Here is a 12703-nt window from a genome sequence, read left to right on the forward strand (position 1 = left end):
GCTCATGGCCTCCCCCGCCTCCCTGCCTCGCATCCTGCGCCTCGCCCTGGCCGGCCTCGCCCTGCTGGTGCTGGGCGCCTGCGGCTTCCACCTGAAGGGGGCGACGCCGCTGCCCTTCCGGTCGATCTACACCAACATCAACCTGGATTCCGAGTTCGGCGCCCGGCTGCGCCGCACCATCGCGGCCAACTCGCCGGGCACCCGCTTCACCGAGCGCCGCCAGGACGCCGACGTCTACCTGCACCAGATCACCGAATCCCAGAACCTGCGCCAGCTGTCCCTGGACGCCGACGGCCGGGTCGAGGAATACGAGCTGAACCTGGACTTCCAGTTCGAGCTGCTGGACCGCGCGGGCCACGTGCTGCTGCCCCCCACGACCCTGCTCAGCGTGCGCGAACTGCCCTACAACGACCGCATCGTCCAGGCCAAGGAAGGCGAGATCGACCGCACCTTCAAGGACATGCGCAACGGCCTGATCGACCAGATCATGCGCCGCATGAGCTCGCCCGAAGTCCGGGCCGCCTACGCCAACGCCGCCGACCGCCCCGTCGTGCCCATGCCCGACGACAGGGTCCGCGACGCCTCCCCCCCGGCCGGCCCGGCCTCGATCCGGCCCTAGCATGGGCAGGCCCTAGACCATGGCACGCGCGTCGGCCGCGGACCGCCTGACCGAGCACTATGCCGGCGCCTCGGAACTGCCGGCCTGCACGGTCCTGAGCGGCGACGAGATCCTGCTGCTGACCGAGGCGGCCGACGCCTACCGCGCCGCCGCCGTCCGGCTGGGCTGCGTCGAACGCACCCACCTGGTGATGGACGCCCGCAGCGACTGGGGCGCGGCGCTGGCGGCCTCGCAGAACTCGTCCCTGTTCGGCGACCTGCGCCTGCTGGAAATCAGCCTGCCCACCGGCAAGCCGGGCAAGACCGGGGCCGACACCCTGCAGAAGCTGGCGACGATGGCCGGCGACGGGCATCTGCCGGACGTGCGGATCCTGATCCGCCTGCCGCAGCTGGACCGGGCCACCCAGCAGGCCAAGTGGGTCCAGGCCTTGAAATCCCGCGCCGTCTGGACCGAGATCCCGTCCATCCCGCGCACGGCGCTGGCGGACTGGATCGCCGCCCGGCTGGACCGCCAGGGCCACACGGCGGACGCCGAGACGCTAGCCTGGCTGGCCGACAAGGTCGAGGGCAACCTGCTGGCCGCCCACCAGGAACTGCAGAAGCTCGCTCTGCTGCATCCGGCCGGAACGCTCAGCCTGGAACAGGTCCAGGCCGCCGTGCTGAACGTGGCCCGCTACAATCTCTATGATCTGCGCGACGCCATGCTGCTGGGCCAGGCGGACCGGGCGCTGACCGTGCTGCGGGGGCTGCAGGCCGAAGGCGAGGCCCTGCTGCTGGTCCTCTGGGCCGTCGGCGAGGAAATCCGCATCCTGGCGCGCCTGGCGCCCCATGCCCGCAGCGGCCTGGACGCTGCGCTGCGGTCCCAGCGCCTGTTCGGCGCGCGCGAAAAGCTGGCGCGCCAGGCCCTGGCCCGCGTGCCCGCGGCGGCCTGGCCCCCCGCCCTGCGCCACGCCCACGAAATCGACCGTATCATCAAGGGAATCCCGGTGGACGGCCTCCTGCGCGATCCATGGGACGAACTGGAGCGGCTGGTGATGCGCGTCGCCACGGCCGGAGCGCCGCGGCGATGAACGCCCCCTCTTTTGCCGGCGGACCACCCCAGGGCAAGAAGGACTCTTTCCACAGGCATTGACATGAACGACACATCCACCGGCTTTTCCATGCAGACCTTGGGCCGCCAAGCCCGCCAGGCGGCGCGCATCCTGCGCTCGGCCTCCGGCGCCGCCAAGGCCGCCGCCCTGCGGTCCATGGCCGACGGCCTGCGCGCCCGCCGCGCCTGGCTGCAGGCGGAAAACGAGCACGACCTGCGGGCCGCCGCCGAGCGCGGGCTGGATGCGCCCATGATGGACCGCCTGCGCCTGTCCGACCGGGCGCTGGACCTGATGATCGAAGGCCTGCTGCAGATCGCCGCCATGCCCGACCCCGTCGGCAGCCTCAGCGAAACCACCACCCGGCCCAACGGCATGCGCGTGGCCCGCATGCGCGTGCCGCTGGGCGTGATCGGCATCATCTACGAATCACGGCCGAACGTGACCATCGACGCCGCCGCCCTGTGCCTCAAATCCGGCAACGCCACCATCCTGCGCGGCGGCAGCGAGGCCTTCCAGTCCAACCGCGCCCTGGGCGCGATCATCCAGGCCGGCCTGGAAGCCGCCGGCCTGCCCCCACACGCGGTGCAGGTCGTGGACACCACCGACCGCGCCGCCGTGGGCGAGATGATCACCCACCCGGAATGGATCGACGTCATCATCCCGCGCGGCGGCAAGGGCCTGATCGCCCGCCTGGCCGACGAATCGCGCGTGCCCCTGATCAAGCACCTGGAAGGCAACTGCCACGTCTACGTAGACAAGGCGGCCGACCTGGACCGCGCCCTGGACATCGCCATCAACGCCAAGACCTACCGGACCGGCATCTGCGGCGCCATGGAAACCCTGCTGGTGCACTCGGACGTCGCCGACGCCTGGCTGCCACGCGCCGGCGCCCGCTTCGCCGAACTGGGGGTCGAACTGCGCGCCTGTCCGCGCGCGGCCGCGCTGCTGCCCGGCTCGGTCCCGGCCACGGAGGCGGACTGGGCCACGGAATTCCACGCCCCCATCCTGGCCGTGCGCGTGGTGGATTCCCTGGACGAGGCCATGGACCACATCGCCCGCTACAGTTCCGAGCACACGGAATCCATCGTCACCGAGGACCTCTCGGCCGCCCAGCGATTCCAGCGCGAGGTTGATTCCAGTTCGGTCTACGTCAACCTGCCCACCTGCTTCGCCGACGGCTACGAATACGGCCTGGGCGCGGAGATCGGCATTTCCACCAACCGCCTGCACGCCCGCGGCCCGGTCGGCCTCGAAGGCCTGACCATCCAGAAATGGGTGCTGACCGGCGAAGGCCAGCTGCGGGGATGAGCCCGGACATGGAGCAGTCCCTGCGGACTGCTCCGTGCCTGGCGAATCCAAGCGGCTTGCAAGCCGCGCGGTGGACAGGCAAGCCCGAAGATCGTAGCGCAGAGGCTTTTTTAATTACACAGCGTGCATCAAGGATTCTCATGCTCTGGGTCAAGGCTTTCCACATCCTGTTCGTCACGTCCTGGTTCGCCGGGTTGTTCTACCTGCCGCGCATCTACGTCAACCTGGCCCAGGCCGGCGACCCGGCCGTGCGCGCCGCGCTGCTGGGCATGGCGCGGCGCCTGTACCGCTTCATGACCCCGCTGGGCATCCTGGCGCTGGCGCTGGGCCTGTGGCTGTGGCTGGGCTACGGCATCGGCCAGGGCCAGGGCTGGATGCACGCCAAGCTGCTGGCCGTGGCCGGCCTGCTGGCCTTCCACCTGGCCTGCCGTCACCACCTGCGCGCCCTGACCGCCGGCACCTGCCGGCATTCCCACCGCTACTTCCGCTGGTTCAACGAAATCCCGGTCCTGCTGCTGCTGCTGGTCCTGATCCTGGTGGTCGTCAAACCCTTCTGATCGCATGAACGATTCCACGACACGCAAGACCCTCGGCCTGAAGAAAAAGGCCGCCCCCGCCGGCGGCGGAACGGGCGAGGAGCCCCGCAAGCGCTCGGGCGCCCGCGCGCGCCAGGCCGCGCTGCGGGAACACGCCCGGCAGATCCGGCCGGAGGACGGCGCCGAGGCCGAGTCCCCGAAGAAGGCCGGGACCCGGCGCCCGGCCCGCCCGGACCAGCCCGCCCGGCACACGGACTCCGAACGGACCGCCCGCCCGAAGTCCGGCGCGCCCGCCCGGGCCCGCGCGGACCAGCCCTACGCCGACCGGCCCCGACCGGACGGCCCTCGCAAACCACGCGCCGACCGGCCGGACGCCCGCCCTCCCCGGCGCGCGACGCTGGACGCGCGGCCCTTCGCGCGCCGAGATGCCGGCACCGACGCCCGCCCGGACGCCCCCGACACGGAAAAGCCGCGCGTCCAGCGCCTGCCCCGGGCGCCGCGCCAGCCGCGCATCGCCGAAACCTTCGAGGTCTTCGCCCCCTGCCCGCACGGCCTGGAGGAAGCCCTGGCGCTGGAACTGCAGGCCCTGGGCCACGAGGCCGTGCGCGCCGGGCGCGCCGGCTGCCACTTCCAGGCGGACTGGGCCGGCGTGCTGCGCGCCAACCTGTATTCCCGCCTGGCGACCCGGATCCTGGTCCAGGTCGCCCGGGCCGAAGTCCGCGACGAGGACGACATCCTGGCCCTGGCGCGCGACACCGAATGGGAGCGCTGGTTCGGTCCGGAACAGTCCCTGCGCGTGGACACCTCGGCCATCCGCAGCCCCATGCGCAGCCTGCAATACTGCAACCTGCGGGCCAAGGACGGCATCTGCGACCGCCTGCGCGAACGCGAAGGCGCACGGCCCGACATCGACACGGTCCGCCCAGACGCCCGCGTCCACCTGTTCCTGGACGAACGGCACGCCACCCTGTACCTGGATGTCTCGGGGGAATCCCTGTTCAAACGCGGCTGGCGGCTGGACAAGGGCGAAGCGCCGCTGCGCGAGAACCTGGCGGCCGGCCTGCTGGCCCTGTCCGACTGGCCACCCGACGCCCCCCTGCTGGATCCCTTCTGCGGCAGCGGCACCCTGCTGATCGAGGCGGCCTGGATCGCCCTGGGCGTGCCGCCGGGCATCTGGCGCCCCTTCGGCTTCGAGCGGCTGCGCGCCCACGACGTCCGCCTGTGGCGCGACCTGAAGGAAGACGCCCGCGCCCGGATCGCCCCGCGCCTGGAACAGCCCCTGGTGGGCTGCGACATCCACCCGGGCGCCATCGAGGCGGCGCGCGCCAACGCCGAGCGCGCCCACCTGAGCCCGGACACCATCCGCTTCGAGATCTGCGACGCGCGCCAGATGCCGCCCCCGGCGCCGGCCGGCTGGATCGTGACCAATCCGCCCTACGGGGAACGGCTGGCGGACGAGGACAGGGACCTGTGGCCCGAATGGGCGAGCTGGCTGAAGCGCCACTACGGCGGCTGGTGGCTCAATGTCATCACCAGCGATCTCGACCTGCCGGGCCGGATGCGGCTGAAGGCCCGTCGGCGCCACCCCCTGCACAACGGCGCCCTGGACTGCCGCCTGTTCCAGTTCGAACTGGTGGCGGCGGGCTACCGGAACAAGGCGTAGGCTTTTCGCCACGGAAATCGCGGGGCCGGCCGGGGGATCCGGTCCAGGGGCTTGCATACGACTTAGGGTTTTCCCTATAATAGGGTTAACCCGAGCGAAACGCTCTTTCTCAAGCAAAGAGGCTTGCTATGAAGACCCTGCAGAATACCGACATCCGCCTGACCGACGCCCTGGAACGCCAACTGCTGCAAGAAGCCATCGAGGCCCAGCAGGAATACGCCCTGGATCACGCCATCAAGCATCTGTTCCGCAAGGTCGCCGGCTTCTTCAAGGCCCCCGAAGGCCGCGTGCACCACACGGTCCGCGCCGCCCACTGATCTCCTTCGGCAGGATCTCCGGGCCGCCCCATCGGGCGGCCTTCGTGTTTCTGTCCCGCCGCCGGATCCGGCGCCGGGGCCCTTCGTTTTCAGCGATAATGGACGGTTTCCGAGTCCATCCGCCGCACATGTCCGATCCCGCACCGGCCGTACCCGCCGCCCCGCCGCGCCTGCGCCGCTTCGCCTGCATGATGTACGAAGGCGTGCTGCTCTTCGGCGTGGTGTTCCTGGCGGGCTACCTGTTCGACACCCTGACCCAGAGCCGCAGCGGCCTGATGCTGCGCCATGGCCGGCAGGCGTTCCTCTTCCTGGCCATCGGCGTCTATTTCATCGCCTGCTGGCGGCGCGGCGGCCAGACCCTGCCGATGAAGACCTGGGACATCCGCCTCACGGACCGGGGCGGCCGTCCCCTGCGGGGTTCGCGCATGCTGCTGCGCTACCTGCTGCTGTGGCCGCTGCCGCTGCTCGCGGCCCTGGCGATCGGCGGCCTGTCGCGCGCCACCGGCTGGGCCTCGTTCGACCTGCTGATCGTCTGCGCCCCGTTCTCGATCTTCCTCTGGACCTGGATCGACCCCCAGGGCCAGTTCCTGCACGACCGGCTGCTGGGCACCGAACTGCGCGACCTGCGTACCGCCCCCGCCGCCTGAACCTCCCGCGCCCGGCCGCATCCCACCGGAACCCCGCATGAGCGACATCCTGAAGAAATACCTGACCGCCGACCGCGGCACCCGCATCCAGGCCCTGCGCCTGACCCGGGCCTGGCGGACCGGACTGGCCCACCAGGACCTGCCCCCCGTCCTCGTCGGCCTGCTCGGCGAACTGGCCGCCGCCAGCGCGCTGCTGGCCGGCAACATCAAGTTCGACGGTTCGGTCATCCTGCAGCTCCAGGGCAACGGCCCCGTGCGCCTCATCATGGTCGAATGCACCTCCACGCTGGACCTGCGGGCCACCGCGCATCTGCGCGAAGACGCCGCGCCGCCCGCCGACGCCACCCTGCAGGACCTGCTCAACGCCGACGGCCAGGGCCGCTTCATGGTGATGCTCGACCCCTCGGGACGCCAGGCCGGCGCCACGGCCTACCAGGGCATCGTGCCGCTCGAAGGCGACACGGTCGCCGCCGTCCTCGAACACTACATGAAGCACTCGGAGCAGCTGGACACCCGGCTCTGGCTCGCCGCCGACGCCCAGGCCTGCGCCGGGCTGCTGCTGCAGCGCATGCCCGGCGAATCGGCCCCGTCCGGCGCGCCGGAGCGGTCCGACGCGGCCGACGCCGCCTGGGCGCACTGCGCCACCCTGGCCGACACGCTGGGGCGCGAGGAACTGCGCACGACCGACACCGACACGCTCATCCGCCGCCTGTTCTGGGAAGACGACCTGCTGGTCTTTCCGGAACAGCCGGTGCGCTGGCACTGCCCCTGCAGCCGCGAGCGGGTCGCGGGCATGCTGCGCACGCTGGGCCGCGAAGAGGTCGAGGACATCCTGGCCGAACAGGGCCACGTGCACATCGCCTGCAACTTCTGCGGCCGGCCCTACGATTTCGACGCGGTGGACTGCGCCGCCCTGTTCGCGGACGGCCCCGACACGCTGCAGGCACCCGGCTCGGACACGCTGCACTGAAGGCACAAGACGGCGGCGCCCCGTGCGGCCGTTCCGGAAGGCCGCCGGCGCGCGACATCCGGATCACGGCGTAATTCCCACACTACCCGGCCCGGCGGATCGGTCGCATACTGCCGCGCATGCCGAATCCATGCCATGCCGCCCCCGAATCGTTCCACGCCCGGCTCGCCCGCCAGCGATGCGCGCACGCCTCTTGCGCCGCCGCGCACCGCCGCCAGCGCGGCGCGGGCATGGCCGGCTTCCTGCTGGCGTCCGTTCCGGTCCTGACGCTGGGGCTGGGCGGGGTGGAGGCCGCCCACTGGTCGGGCCTGCGCCAGACGCTCAGCCTGGCCCTGATGGAAGCCGCCCGGGCGGGCGCCACGCGCCAGGCCCGGCCCCAGGCCATCGCCCAGGCCTTCGAGCACGGGCTGCGCATGGCCTACCCCGATCCCCGCGCCGCCGGCCGGGCGCTGCGCGAACGCCGGGCCGCCCTGGGCGCGCCCTGGCGCATCCGCATCGCGCGGCCGTCCCCCGATGCGTTCCTGGACCACGCCGACCCGGATCTCCGGGGGCCGCGCGACCATCCGGGCCAGCCGCTGATCCGCAACGACTACCAGGCACGGCAGCAGGCCCGCCGGCTGGCCCAGGGCTGGCCCGGGGGCCGCGGCCCCCGCTCCGGCCTCACCATCCATGAGGCCAACACCCTGGTCCTGGAGCTATGGTGGCCGCATCGCCCCCTGGTGCCGGGCGTGGCGGCCATCGTGCGCGCCCTGGCGCCCCTGGCCGGCGACCCCGCCCAGGCCCGCCTCATGGCGGCGGGCTACCTGCCCTTCCGCCGTCGGGTCGGCGTCGCCATGCAGTCGCACCCGGCCGCCTGGCCCGACCTGGCGGACGGGCGGGTGACGCATGACACGGCACCGGCCCCGCCGCCGGTTCGGGAAGCCGGCCCCTCCGAATGGACCGGCGGATCGGACCCGGCGGGACCGCCGACGGCGGACGCCGGTGCGCCCGCGGCCGGCGCGGCGCCGGGCGGAGGACTGGGGAACGAACGGGAACCGCCCGATCCGGACGCGCTGGAAGACCCGGACGGGACCGCCGCGGATCCGGGCGGGGGCGTGGATGCGGGGCCGGATCCCGCGGCCTGCGCGCCGGCGCCCTGAACGCGGCGGTCCACCCCGCCGGCGGCGCATCCGGCACGCACCGCCGGAACGGCGGAGCGCGGCCCCGGCATTACTGCCGGGGCAGGACCTGGACGAAGTATTCGCCCTCGCGGATCATGTTCAATTCGCTGCGGGCGCGCTCTTCGACCGCCGAGATCCCGGTCTTGAGATCCTGGACTTCGGCCTGCAGGGCGTTGTTGCGCGCGGTCAGGGCCTCGTTTTCCTCGGTCTCCGCCTGCACCTGCGCCTGCAGGCCGCGCAGGCTGAGCCAGCCGCCCTTGCCCCACCACAGCGGGTACTGTGTCGCCAGGGTCAGGGCCAGCAGGACGAGGCTGAGCAGGCGCATGGGTGCGGGGCGCGGGTCAGCGCAGGTTGTAGAAGGCCGACACGCCGGGGTAGGAGGCGACTTCGGCCAGCTCTTCCTCGATACGCAGCAACTGGTTGTACTTCGCCATGCGGTCGGAACGCGACAGGGAGCCGGTCTTGATCTGCATGGCGTTGGTGGCCACGGCGATGTCGGCGATGGTGGAGTCTTCCGTTTCGCCGGAACGGTGCGAGATCACCGCCGTGTAGCCGGCGCGCTTGGCCATTTCGATGGCGGCGAAGGTTTCCGTCAGGGTGCCGATCTGGTTGATCTTGATGAGGATCGAATTGGCGATGCCCTGCTGGATGCCCTTTTGCAGGATCTTCGTGTTGGTGACGAACAGGTCGTCGCCCACCAGCTGCACCTTGCGGCCCAGCTGTTCGGTCAGCAGCTTCCAGCCTTCCCAGTCGTCCTCGGCCATGCCGTCCTCGATGCTGACGATGGGATATTTGTCGCACCAGGACGCCAGCAGGTTGACGAAGTCCTGGGAACCCAGGGCGATGCCGCCTTCGCCGGCCAGGTGGTACTTGCCGTCGCGGTAGAACTCGGAACTGGCGCAGTCCAGGCCCAGCACCACCTGGGAGCCGGCCTCGTAGCCGGCTTCGCCGATGGCCTTCAGGATCAGCTCGATCGCGGCCTCGTGGTTGGCCACGTTGGGGGCGAAGCCGCCCTCGTCGCCGACCGCCGTGGACATGCCGCTGGCGCCGATGATCTTCTTCAGGGCGTGGAAGACTTCCGCCCCCATGCGCAGGGCCTCGCGGAAGCTGGAGGCGCCCACCGGCAGGATCATGAATTCCTGCAGGTCCAGGGTGTTGTTGGCGTGCGCGCCGCCGTTGATGACGTTCATCATCGGCACCGGCATCTGCATCGGGCCGCTGCCGCCGAAATAGCGGTACAGCGACAGGCCGGCGTCGTCGGCGGCCGCGCGGGCCACCGCCATGCTGGCGGCCAGGATCGCGTTGGCGCCCAGGCGGCTCTTGTCTTCGGTGCCGTCCAGGTCGATCAGGGTGCGGTCGATGAAGGTCTGTTCCTGGGCGTCCAGCCCCATCAGGGCCTCGGAGATCTCGGTGTTGACGTGCTCGACGGCGCGCAGCACGCCCTTGCCCAGGTAGCGGGACTTGTCGCCGTCGCGCAGCTCGATGGCCTCGCGCGAACCGGTGGACGCGCCCGACGGCACCGCGGCCCGCCCCATGGCGCCCGATTCGAGCAGCACGTCGCATTCCACGGTGGGGTTGCCGCGCGAATCGAGGATTTCGCGTCCGATGATGTCTACGATTGCACTCATGGTCTGACAGTCCTGCCTGTGTAGGGGTGGGTGAAAGAGGGAATCCCGCCATTTTAACGGGATGCCCGTGGGGCCAGTCTACCCCGGGACTCCGGCCGGCCGCACGCGGCGGCGTTTATAACGACTATTCAGCGGCCTCACAGGCCGCCGTCGCGCAGCGCGCCGGACTGCTTGACGCAGCGGTCCAGCCCGGCCAGGCATTCCAGCAGCCCGCGCATCCGGTCCAGCGGCACGGCGTTGGGACCGTCGGACAGGGCCTGGTCGGGGTTCGGATGGGTTTCCATGAACACCCCCGCCACGCCGGCCGCCACGGCCGCGCGCGCCAGCACCGGCACGAATTCGCGCTGGCCGCCGGAATGCGTGCCCTGCCCGCCCGGCAGCTGGACCGAATGCGTGGCGTCGAACACCACCGGGCAGCCGGTGCCGCGCATGATCGCCAGCGAGCGCATGTCCGACACCAGGTTGTGGTAGCCGAAGGACGCGCCGCGCTCGCAGACCAGGATGTTGCCGCCGTCGCCGCCGGCCTCCAGGGCCGCCGCGCGCGCCTTGGACACGACCTGGACCATGTCTTCCGGCGCCAGGAACTGGCCCTTCTTGATGTTGACGGGCTTGAGCGTCGCCGCGCAGGCCTGGATGAAGTCGGTCTGGCGGCACAGGAAGGCCGGCGTCTGCAGCACGTCCACCACGGCCGCGACCTCGCGCACCTGACCGGTCTCGTGCACGTCGGTCAGCACCGGCACGCCCAACTGGCGGCGCACGTCGTCCAGGATCTTCAGGCCCTCGTCCATGCCCGGGCCGCGGAACGACTTGCCGGAGCTGCGGTTGGCCTTGTCGAAGGAGCTCTTGTAGATGAAGGGGATTCCCAGCGCCCGGGTCATTTCCTGCAGGATGCCGGCCGTCTCGAAGGCCAGCTCGCGCGACTCGATGACGCAGGGGCCGGCGATCAGGAACAGGGGATGTTCGATTCCGGCCTGGAAGTGACACAGCTGCATGGGGGCTCCTTGAACGGTGCGGCCGGGCTCAGGCCTTTTGCGCCTGGGGCTTTTGCGCCTCGGGCTTTTCCGCCTGGCGTCGCTGGCGGGCCAGCGCGGCCTGGATGTAGCTGGTGAACAACGGATGCCCGTCGCGCGGGGTGGAGGTGAATTCCGGATGGAACTGCACGCCCATGAACCACGGGTGCGAGGGGATTTCCATGATTTCCGGCAGGTTTTCGGTGGGCGTGCGGGCGCTGATCACCAGGCCGGCCTCTTCCAGGCGGTGGACGTAGACGTTGTTGACCTCGTAGCGGTGGCGGTGGCGCTCGTTGACCTCCGGACCGTAGATTTCATAGGCGCGGGTGCCCGGCTTGACGGGGCAGCGCTGGGCGCCCTTGCGCATCGTGCCGCCCAGGTCGGACGAGGCGTCGCGCCGCTCGACCTTGCCCTCGCGGTCCTGCCATTCGGTGATCAGCGCCACCACCGGGTGGGCCGCCGAGGGATCGAATTCGGTGCTGTTGGCCCCGCCCAGGCCGGCGACGTGGCGGGCGAATTCCACCACGGCCAGCTGCATGCCCAGGCAGATGCCCAGGTAGGGGATGCCGTGCTCGCGGGCGTAGCGGATGGCCTTGATCTTGCCCTCGGTGCCGCGCTTGCCGAAGCCGCCCGGCACCAGGATGGCGTCCAGGCCGGCCAAGCAGGCCGTGCCCTGGCTCTCGATTTCCTCGGAATCCAGGTATTCGATGTTCACGCGGGCGTGCGTATGGATGCCCGCGTGGACCAGGGCCTCGGACAGGGACTTGTAGGATTCCGTCAGGTCGACGTACTTGCCGACCATGCCGATGGTGACGGACCCGCGGGGGTTTTCCAGGTCGTGCACCAGGCGGTCCCAGACCGTCAGGTCGGCCGGCGGCGGGGTCAGGGCCAGCGCGTCGCAGACCAGGCTGTCCAGGCCCTGCTGATGCAGCATGGCGGGGATCTTGTAGATCGAGTCCGCGTCCCAGACCGAGATCACGGCGTCCAGGGGCACGTTGGAGAACAGCGAGATCTTGGCGCGCTCGTCGTCGGGCACGGGCCGGTCGGCGCGGCACAGCAGCGCGTTGGGGTAGATGCCGATTTCCCGCAGCTTCTGCACCGAGTGCTGGGTCGGCTTGGTCTTGAGTTCGCCGGCCGAGGCGATGAAGGGCACCAGCGTCAGGTGCACGAAGGCGCACTGGTTGCGGCCCAGGCGCAGGCTCATCTGGCGCGCGGCTTCCAGGAAGGGCAGCGATTCGATGTCGCCCACCGTGCCGCCGATTTCCACGATGGCCACGTCGGCCTGGCCGTCGAAGGCCGCCTTGGCGCCCCGGGCGATGAAATCCTGGATCTCGTTGGTGATGTGCGGGATGACCTGGACGGTCTTGCCCAGGTAGTCGCCCCGGCGCTCCTTGCGCAGCACCGATTCGTAGATCTGGCCGGTGGTGAAGTTGTTGACCTTATGCATCCGGGCGGACACGAAGCGCTCGTAGTGGCCCAGGTCCAGGTCGGTTTCCGCGCCGTCTTCCGTGACGAAGACCTCGCCGTGCTGGAAGGGGCTCATGGTGCCCGGATCCACGTTGATGTAGGGATCCAGCTTGAGCATCGTGACCCGCAGCCCGCGGGATTCCAGGATCGCGGCCAGGGAGGCCGCGGCAATGCCCTTGCCCAGGGAGGAGACCACTCCCCCCGTGACGAATACGTATTTGGTCATTTCGGATAGATGCCCGGTGTGGACGGGCGCAGCGGGAAATTTGGATTATAACCGCTCGGTCC

The 12703-nt window shown here is 70.7% G+C and carries 13 protein-coding genes; 9 read left to right on the forward strand and 4 right to left on the reverse strand.

The genetic code is table 11. The features are described from left to right. Positions 1 to 4: 4 nt before the first annotated feature. The 9 genes from ACFO27_RS01285 to ACFO27_RS01325 all read left to right on the forward strand — a co-directional run bounded on the left by ACFO27_RS01285 (position 5) and on the right by ACFO27_RS01325 (position 8289). On the forward strand, positions 5 to 619 hold the full coding sequence (locus tag ACFO27_RS01285; RefSeq protein ID WP_376815661.1) for an LPS-assembly lipoprotein LptE: 615 nt from the start codon (positions 5 to 7) through the stop codon (positions 617 to 619). Between the two features lie 19 nt (positions 620 to 638). Then, positions 639 to 1688, forward strand: coding sequence for a DNA polymerase III subunit delta (holA, locus tag ACFO27_RS01290; protein ID WP_376815662.1), 1050 nt, complete (start codon positions 639 to 641; stop codon positions 1686 to 1688). Positions 1689 to 1751: 63 nt separating this feature from the next. Further along, entirely contained in the window at positions 1752 to 3017 is a 1266-nt protein-coding gene (locus ACFO27_RS01295) for a glutamate-5-semialdehyde dehydrogenase (RefSeq protein WP_376815663.1), read from the forward strand. 140 nt (positions 3018 to 3157) lie between these two features. Further along, positions 3158 to 3574: a CopD family protein gene (locus ACFO27_RS01300; RefSeq protein WP_376815664.1), complete on the forward strand. Its 417-nt coding sequence runs from the start codon at positions 3158 to 3160 to the stop codon at positions 3572 to 3574. A 4-nt stretch (positions 3575 to 3578) separates the two neighbouring features. Continuing rightward, positions 3579 to 5216 (forward strand): THUMP domain-containing protein, encoded by a 1638-nt coding sequence (locus ACFO27_RS01305; protein ID WP_376815665.1) that lies wholly within the window; start codon positions 3579 to 3581, stop codon positions 5214 to 5216. A gap of 128 nt (positions 5217 to 5344) precedes the next feature. After that, complete coding sequence (locus tag ACFO27_RS01310) at positions 5345 to 5533, forward strand: hypothetical protein (protein ID WP_376815666.1); 189 nt, start codon at positions 5345 to 5347, stop codon at positions 5531 to 5533. A gap of 128 nt (positions 5534 to 5661) precedes the next feature. Continuing rightward, on the forward strand, positions 5662 to 6180 hold the full coding sequence (locus tag ACFO27_RS01315; protein ID WP_376815667.1) for an RDD family protein: 519 nt from the start codon (positions 5662 to 5664) through the stop codon (positions 6178 to 6180). 37 nt (positions 6181 to 6217) lie between these two features. Then, positions 6218 to 7150 (forward strand): Hsp33 family molecular chaperone HslO, encoded by a 933-nt coding sequence (hslO, locus tag ACFO27_RS01320; RefSeq protein WP_376815668.1) that lies wholly within the window; start codon positions 6218 to 6220, stop codon positions 7148 to 7150. Between the two features lie 119 nt (positions 7151 to 7269). Further along, positions 7270 to 8289 carry a TadE/TadG family type IV pilus assembly protein gene (locus ACFO27_RS01325; RefSeq protein WP_376815669.1) on the forward strand — a complete coding sequence of 340 codons (1020 nt, stop codon included), beginning with the start codon at positions 7270 to 7272 and terminating at the stop codon, positions 8287 to 8289. 70 nt (positions 8290 to 8359) lie between these two features. On the opposite strand, the gene ftsB is transcribed toward ACFO27_RS01325, so the two are convergent. From ftsB to ACFO27_RS01345, 4 genes are all read right to left on the reverse strand, one after another. Beyond that, a complete protein-coding gene (gene ftsB / locus ACFO27_RS01330; protein ID WP_323026512.1) occupies positions 8360 to 8635 on the reverse strand; it encodes a cell division protein FtsB in 276 nt (91 codons plus the stop codon). A gap of 16 nt (positions 8636 to 8651) precedes the next feature. Further along, entirely contained in the window at positions 8652 to 9938 is a 1287-nt protein-coding gene (eno, locus tag ACFO27_RS01335; RefSeq protein ID WP_376815670.1) for a phosphopyruvate hydratase, read from the reverse strand. A 137-nt stretch (positions 9939 to 10075) separates the two neighbouring features. Beyond that, on the reverse strand, positions 10076 to 10930 hold the full coding sequence (kdsA, locus tag ACFO27_RS01340) for a 3-deoxy-8-phosphooctulonate synthase (RefSeq protein ID WP_376815671.1): 855 nt from the start codon (positions 10928 to 10930) through the stop codon (positions 10076 to 10078). Positions 10931 to 10958: 28 nt separating this feature from the next. Further along, the gene (locus ACFO27_RS01345) at positions 10959 to 12641 is read right to left on the reverse strand and encodes a CTP synthase (protein ID WP_376815672.1); all 1683 of its coding nucleotides are present in this window, start codon (positions 12639 to 12641) and stop codon (positions 10959 to 10961) included. Between the last annotated feature and the right edge of the window lie 62 nt (positions 12642 to 12703).

The sequence above is a fragment of the Castellaniella denitrificans genome (assembly GCF_042653765.1).
Taxonomy (GTDB): domain Bacteria; phylum Pseudomonadota; class Gammaproteobacteria; order Burkholderiales; family Burkholderiaceae_B; genus Castellaniella; species Castellaniella denitrificans.

Coding starts and splice junctions, on each gene's coding strand:
- kdsA (WP_376815671.1), bottom strand. CDS start 10,930: ATGCAGCTGTGTCACTTCCAGGCCGGAATCGAACATCCCCTGTTCCTG.
- ACFO27_RS01300 (WP_376815664.1), top strand. CDS start 3,158: ATGCTCTGGGTCAAGGCTTTCCACATCCTGTTCGTCACGTCCTGGTTC.
- ACFO27_RS01325 (WP_376815669.1), top strand. CDS start 7,270: ATGCCGAATCCATGCCATGCCGCCCCCGAATCGTTCCACGCCCGGCTC.
- holA (WP_376815662.1), top strand. CDS start 639: ATGGCACGCGCGTCGGCCGCGGACCGCCTGACCGAGCACTATGCCGGC.
- ACFO27_RS01295 (WP_376815663.1), top strand. CDS start 1,752: ATGAACGACACATCCACCGGCTTTTCCATGCAGACCTTGGGCCGCCAA.
- hslO (WP_376815668.1), top strand. CDS start 6,218: ATGAGCGACATCCTGAAGAAATACCTGACCGCCGACCGCGGCACCCGC.
- ACFO27_RS01305 (WP_376815665.1), top strand. CDS start 3,579: ATGAACGATTCCACGACACGCAAGACCCTCGGCCTGAAGAAAAAGGCC.
- ACFO27_RS01310 (WP_376815666.1), top strand. CDS start 5,345: ATGAAGACCCTGCAGAATACCGACATCCGCCTGACCGACGCCCTGGAA.
- eno (WP_376815670.1), bottom strand. CDS start 9,938: ATGAGTGCAATCGTAGACATCATCGGACGCGAAATCCTCGATTCGCGC.
- ACFO27_RS01315 (WP_376815667.1), top strand. CDS start 5,662: ATGTCCGATCCCGCACCGGCCGTACCCGCCGCCCCGCCGCGCCTGCGC.
- ACFO27_RS01285 (WP_376815661.1), top strand. CDS start 5: ATGGCCTCCCCCGCCTCCCTGCCTCGCATCCTGCGCCTCGCCCTGGCC.
- ACFO27_RS01345 (WP_376815672.1), bottom strand. CDS start 12,641: ATGACCAAATACGTATTCGTCACGGGGGGAGTGGTCTCCTCCCTGGGC.
- ftsB (WP_323026512.1), bottom strand. CDS start 8,635: ATGCGCCTGCTCAGCCTCGTCCTGCTGGCCCTGACCCTGGCGACACAG.